Consider the following 25,421-nt stretch of genomic DNA (forward strand, 5'->3'; position numbering starts at 1 on the left):
TATGGGGAGTTTTCCACAAGTATGAACGGAGTAGAAATGTTATCATCCAAAACAGGGGTAGAGTTTTCCACAATTAAAATTCTCATCTGTTAAAACTGTGGAAAAATATACGTCGATAGTGGAAAAGTCATTGTCGACTTGCAAAAAGTATTGAAAGAATATATACTATTTGTTGATATGCCAAAGCGAACATTTCAACCACACACCCGACACCGTGCAAAGACGCATGGTTTTAGGGCACGAGTTTCTACCAAGGCTGGTAGGCTGGTTTTGAAGCGCCGCCGCCTAAAGGGTCGCGCTAAAATTGCTATTTAATTGATAGCTAAAAATTATCCCGTCGATGAAGGCGGGATTTTTTGATATAATTGTAAAATATGTTACAACAATGTAATCGGTTTCATGGTCATGGCAGTCTTAAGTTTGTCTATAAAAATGGACAGGCGGTTCGTTCGTCTATAGCCACGATAAAATACGTAAAAAATCCGTATCGAAGTCATAGCAGGTTTGCGGTTGTTGTTAGTAAAAAAGTTCTAAAATCAGCGGTACGTCGGAATCGTATACGTCGACGTGTTTATGAAATTATTCGTTTGGAACTTCCTAATATGAAAAATGACCAAGATGTGGCTGTTATTATATTTTCGGCGGAAGTTTTATCGATGTCACATAAAGATTTGAAACAGACGATAAAGAATCTTTTCTCTCAAGCTCAACTGTATAAATAGGCGCTTTTTTGTTATAATTAAGACATGAGTTTTTTTGATGAGTTTATTGTTCGACCGATTTTAAATTTGCTAATGGCTATTTATAGTCTGATTCCGGATTTTGGTGTTAGCGTTATTATCTTTACGATCATTGTAAGACTTTTACTTTGGCCGCTGATTAAAAAGCAACTTCATCAAGCAAAGGCCATGCGTAAAATGCAGCCAGAGTTGGTGAAGATCAAAAAACAGTACGCAAAAAATCCACAAATGCGCAACTTAGCGATGGTGGAGCTTTATAAAAAACACAACGTCAGCGCTTTTGGCTCAATTGGCGTTATGATTATTCAGCTGCCAATTTTGATTGCAATGTATCGAGTGGTGCAGATTTTCGTTTCTAGCCGCGCCGACTTAGGAAAATATGTTTATGATTTTATGAAAAATCTGCCGGTTGCTAATAATCTAGTAAATAATCCAGATCAATTTAATCAGAATTTCCTGGGAATTATAGATTTGACACAACACGCGATATCAAAGAATGGTATTGTTGTTGGCTTGGTTATTTTGGCAGCAGTTGCGGCATATTTGCAATATTTAACTTCAAAACAATTGTCGCCTCAATCTGACAGCAATCGTAAATTGCGTGACATTTTAGCTGAGGCTGGCGATGGAAAAGAAGCAGATCAGGCAGAAGTAAATGCTATTATGACGCGAAAAATGATGAAATTTATGCCAGTAATGATGTTCTTCGTGATTGTGTATTTGCCAGCGGCTTTGGCGCTTTATTTGACAACAGCCAGCGCCGTGGGATATCTCCAGAACTATATCATCTTCAAGCAAGACTCTAAAGAAATGCAAGAAATTGCAGATAAAAAATCTAAAGCATCGACAAAAATTGACAAACGTGTTAAAAAGGCTACAGAGGCCAGGATAACTCGGATCAAGGCTAAGGATTAAGGAGGATTTATGGACCAAATTGAAACGGTTGAATTTGTAAAAAAATATTTAGAGGATTTGCTAACATTCTTTGACTTGAATCTGGAAGTTTCGGTAAAAATCGAAGATGGAATTGTTGTAGCTTCAATTCCACATAGTGAGCGAAGTAGTATTTTAATTGGTAGAAATGCGGAAACATTGCGTAGTATTCAGAATCTTTTGTCGACAGCGCTTCATCATAAAGAAGCGTCAACTGTTCGGGTGAATTTGGATATTGCGGACTATAAAAAGCAGCACGCTGAAAAAATTGCCGAAAAGGCGCGTGGCTGGATTGAGGAAGTTCGACGAACTGGCGAGTCAAAGGTGGTGGATTTGAATGCTGCTGATCGTTGGACGGTGCATCACTTGGCTGGTGAATATAGCGATATTGATACGCATTCTGAAGGTGAAGGTCGCGAACGACGGCTAATTATTAGTCAGAAGAGTTCTTAGTGTCTTTAAAGACTATTCTGGAGTATAGAACGTAATTCCAGACGAGGCTGACTACTGTGGCGGCTAGCTTGCTAATTAATAGAGCAAGTGATTTATTTAATCCGAAGTTTATGAATATCGGTGTAATAATAGCAATAATAATTGTCTGAATTACCCATAAACCAAATAGTGTAACTGCAGCGAATAAAAGAAATTGTTTTTTCAAGTTTTGGGATGTTGACTTGAAAGTGTATTTTTTATTTGCAAAAAATGAGAACAAAAAGGCAACGAATGTTGATATAAAATTAGCAAACTCTTTTGGGATATTTAAGAAGATTGTTAGGCTAAAAAGTATGCCAAAATCTAGTACTGTATTAGTACTGCCAACGATAAGAAACCTGAATTTATCGGCGTGTTTTTTTAATATTTCCTGCATGATACTCCTCTATTAAATATAATGGTCTGTTTTTTGTTTCAATAAATATCCGTCCCACGTATTCGCCAATTATACCCAGAGATAATAACTGAACTCCGCCGAGAAACAGGATGACTGCCATTAAGGAAGAATAGCCAGCTCCAGTAGAAACTCCGAACAAAGGGCGAACTAAAAGATATATAATCCAAATGAAAGCAATAAGCGAAATAATGAAGCCGAAAATAGTTGCCATTCGTAGCGGCGCGGTAGTAAAGCTGGTAATTCCGTCGATTGCCAAATTGAGTAGTTTTCGGTAATTCCACTTGGTTTGACCAGCTAATCTGGGATCACGATTATAAAATATCTCTTTTTTCTTATATCCAATCCAGCTGAAAATTGCTTTTGTGTTGCGCTGAGATTCGCGGAATTTTTGCAAAGCCTCAATGCATCGGCGATCCAACAAGCGAAAATCTCCAGTATCGACTTGAATGGGAATATTGGTTGATTTTTGCAATATTCTGTAATACCATTGGCTAGTTTTTTTCTTCAGCCAGGTTTCGCCTTGTCGATTGTTGCGGCGAGCATAGACGTCATCGTAACCATTTTCCCAATACGAAATCATTTCCTGGATGAGCTCTGGCGGGTCTTGTAAATCTGCATCGATAATCACCAGAGCGTCACTTTTTACGTGGTCAATTCCAGCTATCATGGCAATTTCCTTGCCGAAGTTTCGTGATAGATTTATGTAGCTAATTCGAGAATCTTTTTTCGATTGCTCGGTTATGATTGAAAAAGATTTATCGGTGCTGCCGTCGTTTATGAAGAGAAATTCGAATTGATAATTGGGTGTGTTTTTTGTAAATTCGTCCAAGCGCTTAAATAATTTCGGCAAAACGGATTCTTCGTTGTAGACTGGGACGAGAAGGGTGATGGTTTTCATAATTATTTCAAAGCTTCTTCAAATGATTTCATTAAGGTGTCTACATTCTTTTCCCATGAAATTCTTTGCACCTGTGCTTGCATACGATCACTCATTTCTTTACGGCTATTCGGATTGGATAATATAGATAAAATCTTTTCAGCAAAATCTTCAGGATTTTTGGGTTGAGCGTACAAAATAGCATCGCCTCCAGCTTCACGCAATACTGGAATGTCTGAGGCGACAACAGGAGTTCCGCTCGTTAAGGCTTCGACGATAGGCATTCCAAAACCTTCATAGATAGAGCTCATACAGAAAAGGTCAGCTTGTTGATAGAATGCAGGAACGTCTTCTTGAGGTATGTATCCTGGACGTATAACATTTTCTCCTGCAGCTTGAGCTTCCTTTATGGCGCGTTCAGTGGATTCCGTTTTCCATCCTTTTCCGCCCGCTAGAACTAGGGAATATTTCTCGCGAATTTCCTTCGGTAGTGATCGAAAAGCGGATATCATTGTCGGTAAGTCTTTGCGCGGCTCTAAATTGCCGATTGAAAAAATATATCGTTTGGTTGGTAATTTGTATTTGGTCGCGACGTCTATTGTGCTAGGTTGGCGATAGATTGGGTCTGCTGGTATAGGCGTTACAACAATTTTTGATGCGGGGACTTTGTACTCGGCGATAATCTCTGATTTGATTGACTCTGAAACTGTAATGATTATATCGGCTTTTTTGGCAGAGCGAGGAACGCATCTCCTAAGATGCGCCAAGTTGCGTTGCTCGATAGTCTCAGGAAAATATAAATATCCAAGGTCGTGAATAACTACGGCGGAGATGGAGGATTTTACTGTTGTCCATAGATCAAAATTTGGAAATATTGATACGTCTACGCGAGGGGAAAATAGATCATACGGTAGCGGAATATTGTAACTTTGAAGTTTTGTGAACAAGCGCTGCGGCATAAAAATATGTTTTTCGTGCTTGACGGCTTTATTTAATTCGGGGTCTTTATGCTTGCTAAGAAAATTAAAGTAAAATGCTGATATTTCCGTATTTGATGGAGAATAGGTAGCTAGGCTGTTAGTGAGCATTCGTGTGTAGTGACCCACTCCAGATATATTTGGGGCAGTTAATGCAGCGGTTTCAATACGAATCTTCATATATTAAAGTATACCATTTTCGTATATAGGAATAAATTGCGTCTTCACTATGTTATGAAATACGAATAGGTCTAAATATTGTTGTCGAGCTGCCGTAGATAAACTGATTCTGAGCTTATTGTCTTCATATAATTTTTTCATAGAATCCCGTAATGCCGCTGCGTCCTTAGAGGGAATGAGAAGTCCCGTTTTATTATTGTGAATAATTTCTGGATTGCCACCAACATTGGTCGCTATGATAGGCAGCCCTAACATACTAGCTTCGATTAAGGAAACGCTAAATCCCTCATGATATGTTGGGTGTAGATATACATCAGCGGATGCGACATAAGGTAGGGGATTTGTCTTATATCCATAAAAAGTAACGGGCAGCCTCTTGGCTTGTTTCTCAAATTGTAATCGATCAGGGCCGTCGCCGATAAATACTAATTGTGAATTTTTATACGTAGCGTTAAATTCTTTAAAGGCAGTAATCGCTTCTCTGATACCTTTGTCTATAACAAGGCGACCAGATATGCAGAAAGTAAATGTCGTATTCTTAGGCGATTCGTATTTTTGCTTTTGATCTTCAACTCCATTGTAAATAACGATTATTTTATTGCGAATTGGTGAGTTTGCAGGTAGATTATTGGAAATAAGGGTTTGCTCACTTTTACTGACTGCGGTTATGGCATCGGCAAAGCGAGCTGACCATGCAACCAGTTTACCTGTTGGATTCTTATATTTTACGCAGAGATTTTTCCAGACATGTTTGAGATCGGCATGGTCAGTCCAAATCACTTTAGCACCAACAAGTTTTCCAGCAATAGATCCAGCTATGAAATCATCTTTACTTTGCAAGTGCACAACGTCCACTTTAAATCTACTAAATTGAATGGCGTAATATATAGTCAGCAATAATTGCCACAATATATAAAACGGTACGAGCAGAGTATTTTTTCCGCTCCAATTTTGTTTAGACCACCACCAAGATCGATAGTGTGGAATGTTTTCGTGTTCAGCGTAATTACGCAACTTTTTATGGTGACTTAGAATTATTGGAAAATGTCCTAATTTTTGTAGTTCTTTTGCTAGGAAGATAGGAAAACGCTCGCCCCCGCCGAAATCATAAGATGCGGCGTTGCGTACTAAGACGATTCGTAAAGCACTCATACTATAGAGTATATATCTTTTTTATGCAATTTGATATAATCGTAAGGAGATGCGTATTCTTGTGAATAAAGAAAATGAGGCGATTTTACGCGCAATAGTCAGTACCGATTTTAAGGTCAGATACCAAAGTTCAGTTTTAGGATATGTTTGGTCTCTCTTAAAACCTATGTTTATGTTTGGTATTTTGTATGTGTTGTTTACATATGCATTTCCTCAGGGTAGTAAAGGTATTGAATCTTATGGTGTTTGGCTGCTAATGGGAATTGTGTTGTGGAACTTTTTCTCTGAGGCTACTATGATAGGCACGCGTTCAGTTGTTGATAATGGGCAGTTGATCCGCAAAGTGGCAATTCCGCGACATCTTCTGGTTATTGCAAGCAGTGTGTCTGCACTTATTAACCTCGGCTTAGGAATGATAGTGGTGATACTTTTTGCATTTCTTAGTGGTTTATTTCCTACTTTTTCGTGGTTGCTGCTTATTCCGGCGATAGCTGAGCTATTTATATTGTCCGTTGGATTGTCCTTGCTACTTTCTGCTCTTTATGTGATATTTCGCGATATTGCTTATATATGGGAAATCTTATTGCAGGCAGGACTTTATGCGAGCGGTATTATTTTTGCGGTTACTTCTATGCCGTCAGTCATACAAAAGATTGCATTTTTAAATCCAATTACGCAGATTATCCAAGACGCCAGACACGCTTTAATGCCTAACAATCCCGCGTCTCAAACTATTTGGCAGACTTTTCATAATCCGTTATTGTGGTTTATTCCAATCATTATAGTTATTGTGATGTTTGGTTTAGGAAGTTGGTATTTTCAGCGTAGACAACGATTTTTCGCGGAGGACATTTAAATGACAAAACCTGCAATTGTAGTAAAAGATATACATAAGGAATTTATTCTTCCACAGTCAAAGAATTCTAGTATCAAAAGTGCCTTTGTTAACATTGTTAAGAAGAATAAAAAGACAGTTCAGAAAGTGTTGGATGGCGTTAGCTTTAATGTAAATCAAGGTGATTTTTTTGGTGTTGTTGGTCGAAACGGTTCAGGTAAGAGTACTATGCTTAAGATGCTAGCTGGAGTTTATCAGCCAACGAGCGGAAGCATTGAAATAAATGGCAAATTGACGCCTTTCATAGAGTTGGGGGTTGGGTTTAATCCAGAGCTGTCTGGTAGAGATAATGTTTTTTTGAATGGTGCTCTACTTGGATTTACGCGTAAGGAAATGGAACTGATATATGACGATATCGTTTCGTTTGCGGAACTTGAGCCATTCATGGATCAGAAATTAAAGAACTATTCATCGGGTATGCAGGTTCGTTTGGCGTTTTCAGTAGCAATAAAAGCGCGCAATGATATTATGATTTTTGATGAAGTATTGGCTGTCGGTGATGAAGCTTTTCAGCGCAAGTGTATAGATGTTTTTGAACAATACAAGTCCAGTAAACAAACGGTTATATTGGTTACGCATGATATGGATACTGTTAAAAAGTTTTGTAATCGAGCCGTATTGATCCACGAGGGCAAGATTATTAAAGAAGGTAGTCCAGTGCAGGTTGCGGATGAATACAGTAGGCTCAATCAAGCTGTAATAGATAAAGATGTAGACCAAAAACATCAATATACAGGTAAAAGTATTAAAACCGCCATATATGATAAAACAGGTAAGAAGCGCCGCAGCTTTAAAGTAGGAGAAATAATTTCTCTTGACTTGTCATGGGATAATGATAAGACTAAGGCTATTATGGTGGATTTGTATCGTAAAGATAGCAATTTGGTGTCGAATTTTATTACCAATAGAGAGGGATTTCCTGAACTACCTAGCGATAATAAATTAGCTCTTGATATCGAGGCGAATTTAGGTCCAGGGTCATATTATGTTGACGTTAATCTACTTAACCACAACGGTACTGTGAAATATGACGTGATGTACCGTGCTGAAGAGTTCATTATTACGAATGATTTTTCCGTAGTCGAGCATTCATTTGGCGGTTTAACTATGATTCCGCGCAAGTGGCATACTAGTAAGAAATAATATAGAGAAAAGTCTATTTATTAATTTATTTTGATAGATGAAGCTTGATTTTAATAATATCAAGACCCCATTTAACAACTATTCTGGCGGCAGTTCGTCCAGTCGATGCTATATTCCACAATTGATGCAATCCTTGTAGAACATTGCCTTTTTTAATCATACGATACCCGACGCGCATTAGTATAAATATATACGCATGTTTAAGGCTTATTCCAAAGTCGTCAGTAACAGAACTTTTCATATAATAATTAAAAGACTGTTTGATTTCTGATCTAGATGTAACATTTGGGGAAATAATATCCCAACTGCGATATGATAATTTTTTAGCAAGGAGATTTTGTTCATCGCGTCTTTGAGCTGATATGCTGCCATCGCTAATTCTATATCTAAAAATAGGATAAGCGACGTTAGCTAGTTTGCCATATTTAGCAAAACTACTAAACAGGTCATAGTCTTCGGCTGGACACGTATTAGGATATAGCCCCGCCTCAATTGCTGTCTGCTTACGATAAACTACTGACGAATGGCAGAATTGGTTAAAAATACAAAGACCAAGCCGAATGTCTTTGTCACGAGTAACGTTAATAATAAAACCAGTAGGCACGCTGTCTTGGTTAATGATTTCTGCGCCGCCGCCAACGAGAACCAACTCGTCATCATTTTCCAACATATCAACCTGAGTTTTTAGTTTATGAGGCAGCCATTCGTCATCCCCGTCTATTCGAGCGATATATTTTCCTTTGGCTTCATTTATGCCACGATTAAGCGAAGCAACGAGACCCTTATTCTGCTGGTTAATGAGGCGGATGCGACTATCTTCTTTTTGAAGGCGCTGAACGATTTTTTTTGTATTATCAATGGAGCCGTCGTTTATGATAATATATTCAAAATCAGTAAAGTCCTGGGATAGAACAGAGCGAATAGAATTTTCTATATACAATTCATCGTTATAAGTTGCAGTAATAATTGATACTAGCGGTGTTTTATCTTCAGAAGTCTTTTTTACCATATGTGATATTATAACATTTTTTATAGCGGCGTTGAAATCTTATTACTGAAATGTTATTATTATAAGCAATAAAATAAAACGAGAGATTGTATCGTGAAAATCAAACAAAAAATGAAGAAAAAAACTAGAATTATACTTGCCTCTACGCTGGCTTTAGCTTTAGTAGTGTGTGCTACAGTTGCGTATATTTACAGGCCACAACAAAATAATACTGACGCTAATAATCCCGTAGTGAAAGAGTCTACAGATAAAAAAGAAGACTCTAAGAAAGTTGACGACAATAGTACGAAGCCCGAAAAACGCGACGGATATAGTCCTGATAAATCAATTAATACTGGAGATCAGCAGTCGTCAGAGTCAAAAAAATCAGTAGTTCCAATTGTGAGCGGATATGGATTGAGTGCAGATAAGCAATATTTACAGATTGATGGAGGGGTTAACTCCATTGTCGAGAACGGTGGTAGTTGTGAATTTACACTGTATTGGGCTGGCGGAAGTATTTCTCGTAAATCTAGTTCATTTGCTGGTCCAAGTTCGACGAGTTGTCATATGATTGAGGTGTCATTGTCAGAGTTACCATCAGGGTCGGATATATCAGTAAAGGTGAGTTATTCATCAAAATTGTATACAGGAGAATCTTCGAATAATCCGTCATTCCGTAAGGAGAGCTTGCGGTGATTGAAATAAGACGTACGAAGTGGACGAGATTAAAATATGTCAGCTGCACGTTAGCTGTGGTGAGTGTTATTGTCTTAGGGTTTATTTTTTGGCCGAGGACTGGAGCGCTATCTCCTTGGAATGCCGGTAGGATTATTGATGATAATGTTTTTTATGATACAAATACGTTTGCTAGCGTTCAAGATATCCAGAATTTTATAAACGACCATACTCCTGCCTGTGATACATGGGGAACTGGACGGTCTGAATATGGTGGCGGCACGCGAGCGCAATATGCCGTTAACCGTGGCTGGCATGGTCCGCCGTATGTTTGTCTGCGTAATTATCACGAGAATCCAAACACTAAAGAAACCTCATTTGAAAAAGGCGGCGGCTGGTTTAGTGGTGGATTATCTACTGCACAAATTATTTGGAATGTGTCAAAAGAATTTGGCATTAACCCACAGGTCATGTTAGTGATATTGAAGAAGGAACAGGGGTCTTTGTTTACCGACTCGTGGCCTTTAAAGAGTCAATATAAATATGCTATGGGATTTGCTTGCCCGGACAACGGTCCAGGAAATACTGCAAATTGTTCAAGCGAATATGCCGGGCTATACAACCAATTACGTATGGCTGCGCGCCAACTACGACTTTATGCGAATAGACCAAATGAATATCGTTACAAGGCGGGTCGAACCAACTACATCCAGTACAATCCAGATGTATCTTGTGGCGGAAGTTGGGTATATATTGAGAACCAAGCGACCGCAAGCCTGTATAACTACACGCCATATCAGCCGAATCAAGGGGCTTTGGATGCTGGCGCGGGAACCGCACATTGCGGAGCTTATGGCAATCGAAACTTCTGGAGGTTTTTCAATGAGTGGTTTGGTTCTCCGTTAAATTCTGTCAAAATTGATTCGCCATTATCCATAAAGACGGAAAAAACCGGATCAAAATTGTTTACGAATATGGAAATAACAGCATCTTTTACTATTCGTAATTCCACTAATCAGCGTCGCGACTTAGGTGTGATGGTAATTGCAGGTCGGGATAGCAATTCGAATAATTACGATTTTGGCAGTCAGCGCGTTATTCTTGAGCCGTGGCAATCATACACTTATCGAGCGTCCACTAGATTAGATAAAGAAGGTGATTATAAGTTTTGGATCAGTAATTATCGTGATGGTAGCGGGTGGAGCGACAATTATCCAGAATCTTCAGCGGGAAATGTTCGTGAAGTAACAACATTTGTTCAGTCACCTCCAACGGTAGTGTCTGCCGTCACGACACAGATTTCACGTATTCATAAAAATCAATCAGTTAACGTGGGCTTTCAGGTGAAAAATAATAGTGCCAAACCTGTTGATCTTGGTTACTTTGGCTTAGCTATAACAAGTCCAAGTGGAAAGAATGCTGACGTTGTCTTTGACACGGTTAATCAATTATCTCCAGGCGCTGTATACAATTACAATAAAGAGTTTTTACCGCGTGAAGAAGGACTGTATCGAGCAAGAATTAGCGGGACTCTTGACGGTGGTAGGACGTGGACAGAAGCTCAGTATCCTGTAGCTACGGACGCCAGTGCTGGTAATCGCGCCACCTTCACAGTTCTCCCTAGCTTAACACTCACTCAAGGCATAACATTCTCTAGCGCTAACCCTCGCTCTGGCGATTCAGTCACAACTACATTCAAACTAAAAAACTCCTCTAACCAACCAATAACAACCAGTGAGTACACTTGCCTAATCCTACGTAACCAAAGCGGGCAAAACTACGACCTAGGATGTCTTTCTCCATCAACAATTCAGCCAAATCAAGAGTTAGAATTCAAAGCAACTCGTCCATTCCCAGTAGGTACATATAACGCATATTTCTCTACATTTGACGGTAGAAGGTGGCAAGACTACAAAACACCACCTCTCGAAACTGGACAAGAGGTGGTGAAGGCTGAGATGAGGGTTCTTCCTGACGTCGTTCTTTCTGAAGGACTATCAATTAGTAGCACTACTGCACATGTAGGTGAGCAGCTAACGGGTACTTTCAAGTTAGAGAATCTTAGCTCTAGTGTATCTAATCATAATCAGCAGCTATGCTACATCATTCGCAGGCGGCAGGGTGGTAACTATGATTTAGGATGTTTGCCTACGGGCGGAATTCCACCTAAGAGTCAATCGAGCTTCTCTCTGAGTCGTACGTTTAATAAGCCTGGTGAATATGAAGCGTTCTTTTCGCTTTATGACAATGGAGTATGGCGCGAAGGGGCTTATCCTCCAGGACTTACAGGAAAGGAATCTTCTCGCGCCACCTTCACAGTTCTCCCTAGCTTAACACTCACTCAAGGTATAACATTCTCTAGCGCTAACCCTCGTTCTGGCGATTCAGTCACAACTACATTCAAACTAAAAAACTCCTCTAATCAACCAATAACAACCAGTGAGTACACTTGTCTAATCCTACGTAATCAAAGTGGGCAAAACTACGATCTAGGGTGTCTTTCTCCATCAACAATTCAGTCAAATCAAGAGTTAGAATTCAAAGCAACTCGTCCATTCCCAGTAGGTACATATAACGCATATTTCTCTACATTTGACGGTAGAAGGTGGCAAGACTACAAAACACCACCTCTCGAAACTGGACAAGAGGTGGTGAAGGCTGAGATGAGGGTTCTTCCTTAATTATTTGAGAACATACCCTTAACTTCGCCTATAAACGAATCTTCCGAGAACTCGCGGGATGCTTTCTCCCGCAAGTTTTTGGCTTTATTGAACGATGACTCTATATCATCCAGAGTCTGCTTAATGCATTTCGCATATGCTTTTGGATTAGTGATATCGTCAACTATAAAGCCGTTTTCACCTATAAAGTCAGGAAGTCCGCCAACTCTAGCTGCAACTATTGGCAGTCCGCGCAAAGCTATTTCAACTGGCGTATTTGGCATACCGTCAAAAAGTGAGGTATATAGAAAAGCGTCATATTTTTCAGCTGGCAGAGATGCTACTCCGTTAAATCCACCGATATAATGAACACGTGGATGCGGTGATAGACTACTTGCAGGGAACTCTGATGAAGGATCTCCGTACATATCTATATGAACGTCTTCAGGGAGAAGGTCTGCAATTTCCGATACTAATTTAGGCAATTTTTCTGGCGCCAGTCGAGAAGCCCATAATATTCTACGGCTATTCGGTAATTCATCTACTACAGGATAATGATTTTTTGTCAGCGGTTGATGATGTACGATTATTTTTTTGGGGTCGTAAGCATATTCGTTGACCCACATAGATTTTACTGCTTCGTTGTCTGTCGTAATTAAATCAAGAAGTTGATATACCTGTGGTATATGACTGTGCGAAAATCCAAAAATTCGTCCCGTCTCATCAGTACTCTGACTATATGCAGTAGCTATTACTCGCTTGTTGGTCGCTTTTATGTATGTTTCGTGATCACGCACAAAATCATAAGCCAGCTCGGAATTAAGAATGTGTAAAGTTTTAACATTGGTGTTTTCGATCAATTGTTCAAGTAGTCTGTATTTTTGGTCAATACTAAAGAACCGAGTTATTGTCCCAAATTGTAAGAAATCTATTTTCTTATCTAGCTGTGACCTCCATTCTGAATAGTCAGCAGGAACTTCATTAGTGGAGATAACGAGTACTTTCTTTCCTATTGAAGACGCGGTGTTTGCGTAATTGATGGCAAATAAATCTGCGCCGCCTCTCTTAAGCCAGGGTACAAATAGGACATAATCGTAGCTGTCACTTCGTAATTCCTTACATATTTCCCAATACGCAAGACCAACTCGATAATGATCGTCGGTGATTGTGTGGTATGTGCTTGGTAGCGGTGATGGTGGAAAAATTTCTTTTTCTATTGAGTGAAGAGCTTTCCATTCTGTTTTCAGCCATTTTGGTATAGATTCTGCAGTTTGTGAATGCGCTGGTCGTTTCAGTAATGTACTACGTCCACGGCGTATTATAGCCAGGGGTCGGCGGATCAATCCTAACGGTATGCGCGATCTTATGATTAATTCTTTGATTGTGTTTTTTGTTTGACGGTGTTGCTCTGATTGAGGAACGTGGATTTTGTTGATGTCTATAGAGCGAAAATTGGACGGCTTAAATATTGAGTGGGCGTGCAGTAATGATCGACTAGCTTTTTGGCGTGCCCACTCTGATCCTGATGACTTGCGACGTACAAATATTGCTGTTTGTGGAATGAGAATATTTTTTACGCCATTTTCAATCAAGCAACAACTTAAGTACCAGTCTTCATATCCATATCCTGGGCTATTTGGTGCATACGGGAATTTTTTAAGAAGCGTAATCGGTGCGATGATAACGGAATTCCAGCGTCCAGATAGAACGCTCAATAAGATATCTTGGTCCTTAGTGGTGTAGCCAGTTTTTTGGACAATAGAGTCCGCGCCCTCGAATTCTATAGTATAAGCGCTGTGGGCAACATATTTCCCGTAAGGTTTTTTTAATAGCAATTGAACACTGTCATGTAGCCAATTTTCGCTCATTAAATCATCGGCGTCGATAAAAGAAACAAATTGACCATGCGCTTTTTTTATGGCGCTATTTCGCGAACTTGAAAGATCTCCATGATCCCATTGATATATGTGTATAGGCAGGCCGGTATAGTTATTGAAATAATCAATAGTCTGATCATCACCTCTGTCTATGGAAACTATCACTTCATAAGATATAGACGCTTCCTCAATTTTTTTTACAGCACGCTCGACTGATTTCATAGTCTTATGCGCAACAAGACCCTCGCGGTGGGCAGTTATAATAATAGACAATACACAATCTTTCTTATTCATAATTCAGATTATAGACTAGGTAGCTTCTTTAGTCTATTTTGTGCTATTATGATACTTGTAATGAAAGAGTGGAGTAAGAATAAACCTGGGGTAGTTTTCTTTTTTGTAGTCTGGTTTATATTATCAATATCATTTATTGGTAATTTTTTTGGAACAGGACTATGGAACGGATGGTTTGACGGTTTTCAGAAAGATTCGTCTGCCATAGTAGAGAAAACTGCTTATTGCAAAAATAAATATGATTACAAAGGTCCGTTAATAGCAACTGACAGTAAAGATTACAATAAGATAATGATGAGCCAAGATTGTAATCCGTCTCAGGTAAAACCTTATGTATCTCAATACGGTTTACAGGCGAGAGTTATAGCTGGATTATCTCCGAATGATGCTTCCAAAATTCCAGCTTACATCAAAAGAGCGTCTATATTCCTGGCTGTGCTTACCGCATTTTTACTGGCCTTAGTTGTTCAAAAAATAAGAGCGCTATTCGGTAGGATTACCGCCTCTGTCTTTGTTGTGATGCTGGCCTTTAGTCCTTGGATTACTGGGTATGCTCGCAATATATATTGGATAGAACCGCTGTTGATAGCTCCGTTTGTAATATCTTTTGTTGGCTATCAATATTTTAAGAAATCAAAAAAACTTTGGTTATTTTACATTATCGAATCTGTAGCTATGTTCCTCAAGCTACTGAACGGATATGAATATGTATCGACAATCGCTATATCAGTATTAGTTCCTATAATATTCTTTGAATTAGTTCATAAAAACGTGAAAATCATTAATCTTTGGAAGCAAGCAGTGCCCGTGTTTGCTGCTACGGTTGTCGCGTTTTTTGGTGCTTATTGGGTAAACTTTGTGTCGCTTACTGATTATTACGGATCATCTGATAAAGCCGCAAGTGCCATAAATGCCAGGGCGTCGGATAGGGGAATTTCTGGTATACGTTCTATGAGGGCATATGCCGTCGGTAATTTTAAAATCCTACGACCTGAATCCTATAACTTCATAAATAAAATAGTTAATCTGGACAATATGGCTAATAATAGCGGAAAAACGTATAAGTATATTATTGTAAATGTCGTTAATTATTTGCTACTGCCAGCAATTACTTTGCCTGTACATATTAATGGTATGTTTGGCGAGTTTATACAGTCTATTCTATTCTGGACTATTCTTGGGTATTTGATTATTCTTAGCTCCAGAAAGATTATTGGTAAGAAATATAGCAGATCTTTCCTTTGGTCTATGAATTTCTCTGTTATTGGAGCTTTTTGTTGGCTTGCTCTTATGCCGGGTCACGCATTACCACACGCTCACATAAACGGCATTATATTCTACATACCTCTGCTATTGTTCGTATATATATTGATTGGGTTATGGGCTGATTATGTAGTAAAAAGGACGGTGAAATATGAATAGTACAGTTATTATTGGCGGTGGATTTTATGGGCTAAGAATAGCACTATATCTGCACGAAGAGCTTGGCGTAGATAATATAATTATTATCGAGAAAGAAACTGCGTTGATGGACAGAGCTTCTTACGTGAATCAGGCGCGCATCCATAATGGATATCATTATCCTCGCAGTGTTTTGACTGGGTTTCGTTCAGCGGTTAACTTCCCAGTTTTTGTTGATGAATACGGTCCAGCTGTAGTATCTAATTTTGAGAAATATTATGGAATCGCTAAGCATCTTTCAAAGGTTAACGCTAAGCAGTTTGAACATTTTTGCGAAAAGATTGGTTCTGAAATTGAGCGTGCTCCGCATGATATAGAAAAAATGTTTAATCCGTCGTTGATTGAAGAGGTTTTTAAGGTTAAAGAATACGCGTTCAATTCACGAAAGCTAAGAGAACTTTTGGTAGAGCGCATTAATAAATATAAGGGCATTAGTATTCATACTGGAGAATCTGTCAGCAAAATTGAATTGCCTGCTGGCGGCGCGGGTAAAATAAATGTTATTACTGATCGTGGTAATTATGAAGCAGATTTTGTTTTAAACTGTACTTATTCAAATATCAATACGTTGCATCGTGCATCTGGATTGCCGCTAGTTGGACTTAAGCATGAAATTACCGAGATGTGTCTTGTTGAGCTACCCCGGCAGCTTAAGGATTTTAGCATAACGGTGATGGATGGTCCGTTTTTCTCGATTATGCCATTTCCTTCGAAGAATTTATATACTCTTTCGCACGTTCGTTACACACCACATGAATCGTGGATTGATGATGAAAATACTAGCGCCGAGCGTATCAAAACTCATGAATATTTGAAAAATCGCCCCTTTAAATCAAACTATAGGCAGATGTATAATGATGTTGTGAGGTTTATTCCAGCCTTGAAAGATATGAAATATCGTGAATCTATCGTTGAAGTGAAGACAGTTTTAGTGAAGAGTGAAGACGATGATAGTCGCCCGATATTGTTCAGAAATGACTTTGGCAACGATGGATATATTTGTATTATGGGCGGAAAATTAGATAATATTTATGATGCTTTTGAGGAATTGAGGAGGATATATGGTCAAGAAAAAGCAAACTAATAAAACTGTAAAGAAACAAGATATTTTTGTATCTGTTGTGGTTGGAGTTGATCGTAACTATACTGGCTTGGGTGAATATTTAACGGATTTATCGAAATTACTTGGTGGTAGTTATGAAAATTACGAAATTATCGTGATAGATAATGAATTGAAGCCAGAAGTTGTAAATGAAGTAATAGATATGTTGAAGGTGTTGCCGTGCATACGCTTAATCCGTATGTCTAGGGAGTATAGTTACGACATCGCTCTTATGGCTGGCATTCAAGGAGCAATTGGTGATTATGTAGTATTGACCAACCCAGCAATTGACCCAATAGACGCCATACCTTCTATCGTCGAAGAAAACAAGAAATACGATATCGTTAATGGAATAGCAACTAACCATACAAAGAAAGATGATTTAGGTAGGCGAACATTTTATTGGTATAACCGTCGATATCTTGGTGTTGATATTCCTGCCGCCGCGACATATTTTATCGCACTCAGTAGGCGCGCAGTAAAAGCTGTTTCTACTACAAATAGGCACGATGGACATATTCGTCATTTGATTCGTCAAATTGGATATAAATGCGCAGAATATCGCTATGAAGTAAAAATAGATCCAGTAAAGACACGTAAACTGCGCACGGGAGTGTTGGAGGCTATAGATATAGCAGCTAGCCACTCCACTCAACCGCTAAGGGCTATGTCGTGGGTTGGCGTCGGTGCTAGTGTTATTAATCTAATTTACGCATTATACGTTGTCTGTGTGTCAGTATTTAAGCGCGACGTGGCTGCGGGATGGACAACTATGTCCTTACAGCTTTCTGTGATGTTTTTCTTGCTATTTATGTTTTTGGTTGTATTAGCGGAATATGTTGGAAAAATACTTAAAGAGGCGCGAGACGATGCTTCATATATAGTGATGGATGAATTAAGTAGTACGGTATCTATTGCCGATACGGAAAGGAAAAATCTTTCGGAGTAATAATATGAGTAAAATAACTTCTGAGAAAATAAATCAATTACATCCAGAATGGGAATTCCCAGAGTTTGAAATTGATGAGATAAATAAGAAGAAGCATAAATATTGTGTGTGTGTTTTTGTTATCAATGAAGGAGAGCGCATCCAAAAACAGCTACAGAAGATGAAACCGCTGGCTGAGCAAATCGATATCGTGGTGGCTGACGGCGGAAGTACTGACGGGTCGCTTGGGATTGATTTTCTAAAGTCTCAAGACGTGCGAGCTTTATTGACGAAAAAAGGTAAGGGTAAACTGAGCGCACAGATGAGAATGGCGTTTGCTTGGGCTCTCTCTGAAGGTTATGAGGGCGTTGTGGTTGTCGATGGAAACGGCAAGGATAGTATAGAAAGAATTCCTAACTTTATTAAATTGCTTGACCAAGGATATGATCACGTCCAAGGCTCACGATTTATACCAGGCGGTAAGGCTGTAAATACGCCGCTCTCGAGGGAAGTTGGTCTTCATCTTATTCACGCGCCATTGATAAGTCTTGCGGCTGGAAAAAGACATACCGATACGACAAATGGATTCCGTGCTTATAGCGCAAAATTGCTCAAAGATCCAGATATTGCTGTATTCCGTGATATATTTCAAACTTACGAACTTCATTATTATCTCGCTATTGAAAGTAGCCGTCGTAAGCAGTATAAAACGGCTGAAACGCCAGTTATACGAACATATCCGAAGAAGGGTAAAACACCAACGAAGATTAGCCCAATCAAGGGGAATATGCACGTTATGAACGTATTACTTCGTGCGGTGGCTGGAAAATATCGTAAGCCTAAAAAATAGTCCGTTTACGATAATATTGTTAAACCACTCGCGATTAGTGTTTATTAGTTTCTACACATTTATCGGCGTTATGTAGGCAGAAGTTACTCTTATAGATATATAAGTTATCTTCTTTAACAGGCATCTCGCGATAAGACATGTCTTGTATTTCGAACGAAACTCCTGGTATCAAACTGTAGGCTTTAGGCGAGATTCGTACAGATGAGTCGTTTGGTCCTAGCGCTATTGGAAAACTCCAACTGGTGTTATACGGTGGCAGTGATATTGGATATTCCTGTAGCGACGATCCAGATATTTCCAATAGGTATCTCGGCAGCTTAGAGGTCATAGGTAAGGTACTTTTTGCCTTGTAACGCACAGATATCTCAAACACTCTAATATTATTGCCAGTGCCGGTGTTAATAACGTAATCTCCGTTTGAAGATTTTTGCACGTGACGTTCTGGGTATATTGTGGTTTTCTGGTTTGCGTTATCAGATTGGCGTTTCCATAATACGTGAGAATCATTTGTCGCAATTACGGTATAATTATTCAAAAGTTCTTTGTAAAATTGCCAATGACGCGACCATAGCCATTCTTCATAAACAAAATATGACGGATTTAATGTTATGACGTAATCAGGTTTCTGCTCTATAAAATCTTTAGTGTATTTATCTCTTCTATCGGGGCCTAATGCATGTATAATATAGTCTTCCCCTCCCGAAGATCCGTTTTTCTGCTTGTGAATAGAGTCATAAACGCTGGTGTAAGTAGACCAGATACTAGCACCATTTTTAATGTACGGCGCAAAAGCCTCTAATCGCTTTTTCCACGTAACACTAACGTATTCAGAGTTGTCAGTAGAATGTCTAGCCTTCCTTGATTCGGTGACAATGTGTTTTACTGGCATCCAGCTAATTTTTTGCAGGAATATCGCCGTGTTGTATCCAATAGCAACTACGCAGCCGAGTAGTAGTCCGAACACTATAAACGAAACTTTCTTATTTATAGCATTAACGTTCGTCTTCTTTGTTCGGATTATTTTATCCGCTGCGTAAATTAAGACCATTACAAGAATAGACCCTGCAGCTCTTTCTAATGGTATAAGTTGTGCGCCAGGCGCCCAATAGCCAGTTATAGAGACGGCGAACACTATAATTCCATACAGCAATAATATAGAAAAGGTGGAAAATTCTTTTTTGGATAATATTTTTTTCTTTATGCTTATTATATATGCAGCAATTCCGCCTATCATAACAGGTAACATATAAAGTAACATTCTTTTTGTGACTAGCTGGTCAAGGGTATTTAATTGCAGGAAACTATTTGGAGGAGCCCCAAAATACCACCCTTGGTCTTTAGGAACTTCAATCAATGCGTAACGAAGCGCGTCGTGTGCATGACCGAGCGTCATAATTGATAATATGGCGTAAGTTGCAATTGCCACACCAAACAACTCTCCGAAAAACATCATTATCTTTTTCTTTGTGGTTTCTTTTGAGCGAATGTATCGAATGGCTTTAATGATAACGTAAGCAAGAATAAAGGCTAGTCCTTGTTCAGTGCCGCACGCGACAGAAAGTCCCATAATTGTATATAAAATAGGATAATAGAGGTTAATTTTATTTTTGCCAATAGTCATCTGCCAATTCGGACGCCATAACATGAAAGCTACAGCGATAAACGGGAATGTTGTTCTGAGGCCGAGAAGAGAATTGCCTGCCCAAATAGCGTCAATAGCGTCAATAGAGATTATTGTGAATATGCTAGTTGCGAAAATGGATTTTTTAACATTTCTAAAATAAGCCCAAAACAGAAAAAAGGACGAAACGAGGAATAATATTGGCGATACTAACAATTTTGCAACTTCCACGGCGAATAAATTGTGTCCCATAATATAAAATAATGGAAAATGAAGAAGTGGAACTCCGACTCCGTGAAAGAATGGGAAATCTCGTGCCAGAACTTCACCGTCCAGTAGGCGACGGAGTGGGTTGTATAATTGGAAAGTTCCATTGGCTGCATACGAATCCATAGCTAAGCCGTTTCCCAGTGCTGCAAGCGTAGCAAAAATTACAAAAACTAGTATATAAACGACACTTACAAATACTGCAGTAAAAAGTAGCGCTCGTTTAAGATTTATATTACTTAGAGTCTTACGTATATTCATATTACTTAAACTATTCTAAATTGATATCAGGGATATGTCTATACTAACTAGTGTTATGTCTTTTATATAAAATCTACTATAATAAATATAGGAGGAATTATATTAATGAAAACTGCACTGATTGGATACACTGGATTTGTTGGCGGAAATATTAAGAACCAACACGAGTTTGACGATTATTATAATAGTAAGAACATATCTGATATTGAAGGTAAAGAGTATGATCTCGTGGTTAGCGCCGCGAATCGTGCTGAGATGTGGCGAATTAATCAAGAGCCAGAAGTTGATCGTGCAGAAATTGAAGATTTTATATCGCACATCGAAAAGGCGAAAATTAAGAAACTTGTACTAATTTCAACAGTTGGAGTTTATAAAAATCCAAATGGCGCCAATGAAGATACGCCTATTGAAACAGAAGGTCTATTGCCGTACGGAGTTAACAGGTATTATCTTGAGCAATTTTGTCGCGAGAATTTTGACACGACTATTGTCCGCTTGCCGGGTTTATTTGGTGACGGTTTGAAGAAGAATGTTATTTATGATCTGATGAATAACAATATGGTTGAAAAAATACACGCTGATGGTATGTACCAATATTATAATCTTGATAACATCTGGCGAGATATTAACATTGCTTTGGAGAATAATTTACCATTAGTCAATCTTGCTACGCCACCAGTCAGTACGCGAGAAGTTGCGAAGGTTGCTTTTGGTATAGATTTTACCAATAAGCCAGAGGGAATAAATCCTGCATATTGGGATATGCATAGTAAATACGCGTCTGTTTATGGAGGTGAGGGAGAATATCTCTATACAAAAGAACAAGAGTTAGATGACATTAAAAAGTTTGTTGCAAGAAGTAGGTAATTATGCTATAATATAAATATGAAGTCTGTAGATTCAATGAAATTAGCAATATCAAACATCGCTTTTGGTGAAGACCAACAAGCAGCGTTAAATTGTGTATATCAGAATGGACTTGATGGAATAGTAGTTGCGCCTCCAACTATCTGGCCACACCTACCGGAAATTACCGATCTTTCTGGGCAGGATCGTAAGGACTGTATTGAAAAGATGGGGCAAGATGCTGAAGATTATTCTAAACGACTTGGCGATCTTGGGTTGAAAGTTTTTGGATTTCAGTCTTTGACTTATAGAGCTAAGGGAATGTCACTTTTTGGAAGTGAGAATGAGCGTAATCGTTTAGCAGAGCATCTAGAAAGTCAAGCTATACTTGCTGGTAAGATTGGTGCGGATTCAATGTCGTTTGGTTCACCTGGATTACGCAACCCGAGTGAGTTGAGTGGTGAGCAGGCTATGGATTTGGCGTCTGAATTACTTGGTAGGGTTGCTACCGTGGCTTATGATAATGGTACTCAAATAGCGTTCGAGCCATTATCGGGTTATGGTAATAAATTTGTCGAAAACTTAAATGATGCTATGGAATTAGCTAATCGTGTTGATAATCCGGGTTTTGGAATTCATCCCGATACAGCAGCGATGTATGGTGCTAAGGATGGTCCTGAAGGTCTAAGTTTGACTGTTAGCGGGTATGATGTGCGCGGTATCGATATTAGTGCTCCAGGGTTAGCGCGACTTTCGCTTGCGCCAGAAATTCCCCAAGGGGATTACATAACGGCCATTAAGAAGGCTAAATATGATGGTTGGGTATCGATTGAGATGGGCGGCCCTCTAGACTCGCATGTTATTGGTCAGGAGATTGAATATATTAAAGAACAGTGTGGTCTTTAGGATTAGTAGTGATATAATCATCATATGAATATGAAATTAGCTATATCAAATATTGCCTGGACTAACGAAGAAGAGGTGGATGTTGCAGCTAAACTGCAAGAGCTTGGCGTGCGTTATATTGAGATTGCGCCAACTAAGATTTGGAGTGATCCAACTAAGGCTACTATTGAACAGATCAATGAGTATATCGAATGGTGGAAGAAATACGATATTGAGATTGTAGCTTTTCAGTCGATGTTATTTGCGCGACCTGATCTTAAAATGTTTGAATCAAGCGAGCTTCGTGATGAAACACGTCAATACCTCGCTGATTTTTTGCGATTAGCTGGCGATATGGGCGCTAGTCGATTAGTTTTTGGATCGCCAAAGAATAGACAGCGAGGCGGAATGTCGACAGAAGAGGCAGATAATATTGCCAATCGCTTTTTCTCTGAGCTTGGTGATGCCGCTAAGCAGTATAATACGATGCTTTGTATCGAGCCGAACGCTCCTCAATATAACTGTGATTATATAACAACGGCGGATGAGGGCGCACGACTTGTTCGCACAATCAACTCGGAAGGAATTGGCCTGCATCTTGATACTGCATGTATGGCTCTAGCGGGCGATGATATTAGCAAATCAATACAAGATAATGGCGATATATTGAAGCATTTCCATATTAGCGCTCCTATGCTGGATCGAGTTTACGATCGTGATGATGTTGATTATCGTGCCGCAGCTGATGCGTTAAAACGTATTGATTATAGCGGTGTTGTTTCAATCGAGATGCGTCCAGGCGAGCAGGGCGAGAACGTGAAGCGCGTGGAAGACGCTGTTTCGTTTGTGCGGAATATTTTTGATAAACTTGACTAATTAAGGTCAATGTGATACAATACTAGGTGTGAAAAGTTCTATTATAGAAGGAGCGCCGATTGTCGGTGTGACTGGAACATATTATCCTGATCTTAATGATATTCGTTTCGAGATTGCGCTTGATACCGCAAATCAATGGAAAGGATTGGAATTGCCACTTGTTGTAGTTGATGGGTCTCCTGATAATAAAGTTGCAGGTGCTTTACGTGCCCGTGGAGCTACTGTTCTGGCCGCTCGTCAACCAGGAATTGCTAGTCAGCGTCAAGAGGGCGCACAATACGTACTAGATCAAGGTGGGGATAAAATTATCACCCATGAACCAGAAAAGCCATCAACACCAGCGATAGCTCGTGAGGTTGCTGATATGCTTGATGATCATTCAATTGTTGTTGTTGGAAGGACGGAGCGTTCGAAAGAATCAATGCCGCCATTCCAACGGCGCACAGAAGAATTGGCTGGCTGGGTGCTTGAGCGTACACTAGGGTTGCCAGCGGATGCGCTTGCCGGTCCACGAGGTTATAATCGTCAAGGAATGCAACATCTGCTAAGATACCCATCAGATAGACCGGGGATGAATAACTGGATTTATATGTACGATAATCCCCTAGCTGCAAGAGCTAATGGAGAACGTGTAGGTGATATCCAAGCCGACCTTATGTATCCAGAAGCTCAGGTTGAGCAGGAAACAGGTAATCCTGCTTTCGATAGGAAGCGATATGAACAATTTGCACTTCAGCTTAATTATCTATTAAAAAGACCTGAAGCTGAGCAGCAAGCAGCTGATTTGCGTAAAATGGTACTAGGATCACTTGCGTTGATGTCAGTAAAACCGACAGACGCGGAGATAAAAGACTTTTTTGGTGTGCTAGAAGATAAATCAAGACAATTTGGCTATAAAAATTAGAGTCGTCAATATATTTAATCAAATAAGTTTTTATCCTTGCTCGGAAACAGATAGCATTTATGTGCTTAAACCGCTATAATATGTAGTATGATAACTGTAATAATTGCTGGTGGCTCAGGTACGCGTCTATGGCCTCTTTCAACTTCTACTCAACCGAAACAACTTTTAGCATTGACCAGTGAACGTACTATGGTTCAGCAAGCTTATGATCGAGCGAGGAAGCTTGGTGATACGGTTTATGTAGTAACTGAAGCCAGTCACGCTGAAGCGCTTAGAGCGCAACTGCCAGAATTGCCAGACGAAGCGTTTTTGATTGAGCCAGGACGACGAGGGACTGCGCATTGTATTATATTTGCCTTAGATTATATCAATCGTAATCACGATCACACTGAGCCTATTGCTTTTATTCATTCCGATCACAACGTCCGCGATATTCAAGGTTTTGCCCATTCGTTCGATACGGCGGCGCGCGTTTCTAGTGACCGCGGCTGCATTACGCTTATCGGTATTGAGCCTACCTTCCCGTCGACTGGATTTGGCTATATTCAACGCGATGGTGTGATTGATGCTCGAGCGGGTGTTTATAACGTTGAGTCGTTCAAAGAAAAGCCTAATTATGATACGGCGAAGCAGTATGTTGAGTCGGGGAACTATTTGTGGAACTGTGGCTATTTTGTTGGCTCAGTTGACGTTTTTATGAATGAGATGAAACGAAGCGCTCCTGATTTGTGGTCAAATTATCAAACCTTAGCTTCTGTTGCTGAGTTTGGTGGCGAAGAATACAATAGGACGTACTTAGAGCTTGATAATCAAGTTATTGACATTGCTCTTATCGAGAAAGCAGCCGAATTGGCGGTAGTGTCGGCTGACTTTGACTGGATGGATATTGGCAATTTCAAGGATTTACATAATGCGGTAGCTAAGGATGAAAACGACAATTATGTTCGCGGCGAGAATATTCATACTATTGACATCGACAACACTTACATTCGTAATGAACAGCCAGATAAACCAGTAGCGGTAATCGGTCTTGATAACGTGGTAGTCGTCAATACGTCCGATGGCGTACTAGTAGCGCGCAGGGATGTTGCGGCTAAATGTGGCGATATAGCTAAGAAGCTTCAGGCTTAGCTCAGT

At 39.5% G+C, this 25,421-nt stretch carries 24 protein-coding genes; 17 read left to right on the forward strand and 7 right to left on the reverse strand.

Annotated features, from left to right (window positions below):
• Positions 1-177 precede the first annotated feature (177 nt).
• Genes rpmH through LRM50_RS02460 form a run of 4 tightly spaced genes read left to right on the forward strand, consistent with a single transcriptional unit; the run spans position 178 to position 2,126 of the window.
• Positions 178-315: a 50S ribosomal protein L34 gene (gene rpmH, locus LRM50_RS02445; RefSeq protein WP_129631950.1), complete on the forward strand. Its 138-nt coding sequence runs from the start codon at positions 178-180 to the stop codon at positions 313-315.
• Positions 316-374: 59 nt separating this feature from the next.
• A complete protein-coding gene (gene rnpA, locus LRM50_RS02450; protein ID WP_243809726.1) occupies positions 375-722 on the forward strand; it encodes a ribonuclease P protein component in 348 nt (115 codons plus the stop codon).
• A 24-nt stretch (positions 723-746) separates the two neighbouring features.
• On the forward strand, positions 747-1,655 hold the full coding sequence (locus tag LRM50_RS02455) for a YidC/Oxa1 family membrane protein insertase (protein WP_243809727.1): 909 nt from the start codon (positions 747-749) through the stop codon (positions 1,653-1,655).
• A gap of 9 nt (positions 1,656-1,664) precedes the next feature.
• The gene (locus LRM50_RS02460; protein ID WP_129636891.1) at positions 1,665-2,126 is read left to right on the forward strand and encodes a Jag family protein; all 462 of its coding nucleotides are present in this window, start codon (positions 1,665-1,667) and stop codon (positions 2,124-2,126) included.
• Here the strand turns inward: LRM50_RS02460 and LRM50_RS04080 are convergent.
• Genes LRM50_RS04080 through LRM50_RS02475 form a run of 4 tightly spaced genes read right to left on the reverse strand, consistent with a single transcriptional unit; the run spans position 2,107 to position 5,748 of the window.
• Positions 2,107-2,541 (reverse strand): GtrA family protein, encoded by a 435-nt coding sequence (locus LRM50_RS04080; RefSeq protein ID WP_243819523.1) that lies wholly within the window; start codon positions 2,539-2,541, stop codon positions 2,107-2,109. The genes LRM50_RS02460 and LRM50_RS04080 overlap by 20 nt on opposite strands.
• Complete coding sequence (locus tag LRM50_RS02465; RefSeq protein ID WP_243809728.1) at positions 2,510-3,460, reverse strand: glycosyltransferase family 2 protein; 951 nt, start codon at positions 3,458-3,460, stop codon at positions 2,510-2,512. The genes LRM50_RS04080 and LRM50_RS02465 overlap by 32 nt, the downstream gene beginning before the upstream one ends.
• Before the next feature lie 2 nt (positions 3,461-3,462).
• The gene (locus LRM50_RS02470; protein WP_243809729.1) at positions 3,463-4,596 is read right to left on the reverse strand and encodes a glycosyltransferase family 4 protein; all 1,134 of its coding nucleotides are present in this window, start codon (positions 4,594-4,596) and stop codon (positions 3,463-3,465) included.
• A 3-nt stretch (positions 4,597-4,599) separates the two neighbouring features.
• The gene (locus tag LRM50_RS02475) at positions 4,600-5,748 is read right to left on the reverse strand and encodes a glycosyltransferase family 4 protein (protein WP_243809730.1); all 1,149 of its coding nucleotides are present in this window, start codon (positions 5,746-5,748) and stop codon (positions 4,600-4,602) included.
• 61 nt (positions 5,749-5,809) lie between these two features.
• On the opposite strand from LRM50_RS02475, the gene LRM50_RS02480 reads away from it, so the two are divergent.
• Positions 5,810-6,604: an ABC transporter permease gene (locus tag LRM50_RS02480; RefSeq protein ID WP_243809731.1), complete on the forward strand. Its 795-nt coding sequence runs from the start codon at positions 5,810-5,812 to the stop codon at positions 6,602-6,604.
• On the forward strand, positions 6,605-7,786 hold the full coding sequence (locus LRM50_RS02485; RefSeq protein ID WP_243809732.1) for an ABC transporter ATP-binding protein: 1,182 nt from the start codon (positions 6,605-6,607) through the stop codon (positions 7,784-7,786).
• A gap of 25 nt (positions 7,787-7,811) precedes the next feature.
• On the opposite strand, the gene LRM50_RS02490 is transcribed toward LRM50_RS02485, so the two are convergent.
• Entirely contained in the window at positions 7,812-8,795 is a 984-nt protein-coding gene (locus LRM50_RS02490; RefSeq protein WP_243809733.1) for a glycosyltransferase family 2 protein, read from the reverse strand.
• A 93-nt stretch (positions 8,796-8,888) separates the two neighbouring features.
• Here LRM50_RS02490 and LRM50_RS02495 point away from each other — a divergent pair, with 93 nt between their 5' ends.
• Positions 8,889-9,473: a hypothetical protein gene (locus LRM50_RS02495; protein ID WP_243809734.1), complete on the forward strand. Its 585-nt coding sequence runs from the start codon at positions 8,889-8,891 to the stop codon at positions 9,471-9,473.
• Positions 9,470-12,133, forward strand: a complete 2,664-nt coding sequence (locus LRM50_RS02500; protein ID WP_243809735.1) for a COG1361 family protein — start codon at positions 9,470-9,472, stop codon at positions 12,131-12,133. Before LRM50_RS02495 ends, LRM50_RS02500 begins: the two co-directional genes overlap by 4 nt.
• On the opposite strand, the gene LRM50_RS02505 is transcribed toward LRM50_RS02500, so the two are convergent.
• On the reverse strand, positions 12,130-14,283 hold the full coding sequence (locus LRM50_RS02505) for a glycosyltransferase (protein WP_243809736.1): 2,154 nt from the start codon (positions 14,281-14,283) through the stop codon (positions 12,130-12,132). The two genes, LRM50_RS02500 and LRM50_RS02505, sit on opposite strands and share 4 nt — an antisense overlap.
• 60 nt (positions 14,284-14,343) lie before the next feature.
• Between LRM50_RS02505 and LRM50_RS02510 the strand changes: the two genes are divergently transcribed.
• Genes LRM50_RS02510 through LRM50_RS02525 form a run of 4 tightly spaced genes read left to right on the forward strand, consistent with a single transcriptional unit; the run spans position 14,344 to position 18,624 of the window.
• Positions 14,344-15,705 carry a hypothetical protein gene (locus tag LRM50_RS02510; RefSeq protein ID WP_243809737.1) on the forward strand — a complete coding sequence of 454 codons (1,362 nt, stop codon included), beginning with the start codon at positions 14,344-14,346 and terminating at the stop codon, positions 15,703-15,705.
• Complete coding sequence (locus LRM50_RS02515; RefSeq protein ID WP_243809738.1) at positions 15,698-16,828, forward strand: FAD-dependent oxidoreductase; 1,131 nt, start codon at positions 15,698-15,700, stop codon at positions 16,826-16,828. Before LRM50_RS02510 ends, LRM50_RS02515 begins: the two co-directional genes overlap by 8 nt.
• A complete protein-coding gene (locus tag LRM50_RS02520; RefSeq protein WP_243809739.1) occupies positions 16,806-17,795 on the forward strand; it encodes a glycosyltransferase in 990 nt (329 codons plus the stop codon). Before LRM50_RS02515 ends, LRM50_RS02520 begins: the two co-directional genes overlap by 23 nt.
• Before the next feature lie 4 nt (positions 17,796-17,799).
• Entirely contained in the window at positions 17,800-18,624 is an 825-nt protein-coding gene (locus LRM50_RS02525; protein WP_243809740.1) for a glycosyltransferase family 2 protein, read from the forward strand.
• Positions 18,625-18,658: 34 nt separating this feature from the next.
• Here LRM50_RS02525 and LRM50_RS02530 read toward each other — a convergent pair whose 3' ends face one another.
• On the reverse strand, positions 18,659-20,773 hold the full coding sequence (locus tag LRM50_RS02530; protein ID WP_243809741.1) for a hypothetical protein: 2,115 nt from the start codon (positions 20,771-20,773) through the stop codon (positions 18,659-18,661).
• Between the two features lie 105 nt (positions 20,774-20,878).
• Between LRM50_RS02530 and LRM50_RS02535 the strand changes: the two genes are divergently transcribed.
• The 5 genes from LRM50_RS02535 (at position 20,879) to LRM50_RS02555 (ending at position 25,415) form a co-directional block, all read left to right on the forward strand.
• Positions 20,879-21,640 (forward strand): NAD-dependent epimerase/dehydratase family protein, encoded by a 762-nt coding sequence (locus LRM50_RS02535; RefSeq protein ID WP_243809742.1) that lies wholly within the window; start codon positions 20,879-20,881, stop codon positions 21,638-21,640.
• Positions 21,641-21,658: 18 nt separating this feature from the next.
• Positions 21,659-22,525 (forward strand): sugar phosphate isomerase/epimerase family protein, encoded by an 867-nt coding sequence (locus tag LRM50_RS02540; RefSeq protein WP_243809743.1) that lies wholly within the window; start codon positions 21,659-21,661, stop codon positions 22,523-22,525.
• A gap of 24 nt (positions 22,526-22,549) precedes the next feature.
• Positions 22,550-23,380, forward strand: a complete 831-nt coding sequence (locus LRM50_RS02545) for a sugar phosphate isomerase/epimerase family protein (RefSeq protein ID WP_243809744.1) — start codon at positions 22,550-22,552, stop codon at positions 23,378-23,380.
• A gap of 28 nt (positions 23,381-23,408) precedes the next feature.
• On the forward strand, positions 23,409-24,284 hold the full coding sequence (locus LRM50_RS02550; protein WP_243809745.1) for a glycosyltransferase family protein: 876 nt from the start codon (positions 23,409-23,411) through the stop codon (positions 24,282-24,284).
• An 87-nt stretch (positions 24,285-24,371) separates the two neighbouring features.
• The gene (locus tag LRM50_RS02555) at positions 24,372-25,415 is read left to right on the forward strand and encodes a mannose-1-phosphate guanylyltransferase (protein WP_243809746.1); all 1,044 of its coding nucleotides are present in this window, start codon (positions 24,372-24,374) and stop codon (positions 25,413-25,415) included.
• Positions 25,416-25,421 lie beyond the last annotated feature (6 nt).

Source organism: Candidatus Nanosynbacter sp. TM7-053, from assembly GCF_022828375.1.
Classification (GTDB): Bacteria; Patescibacteriota; Saccharimonadia; order Saccharimonadales; family Saccharimonadaceae; genus Nanosynbacter.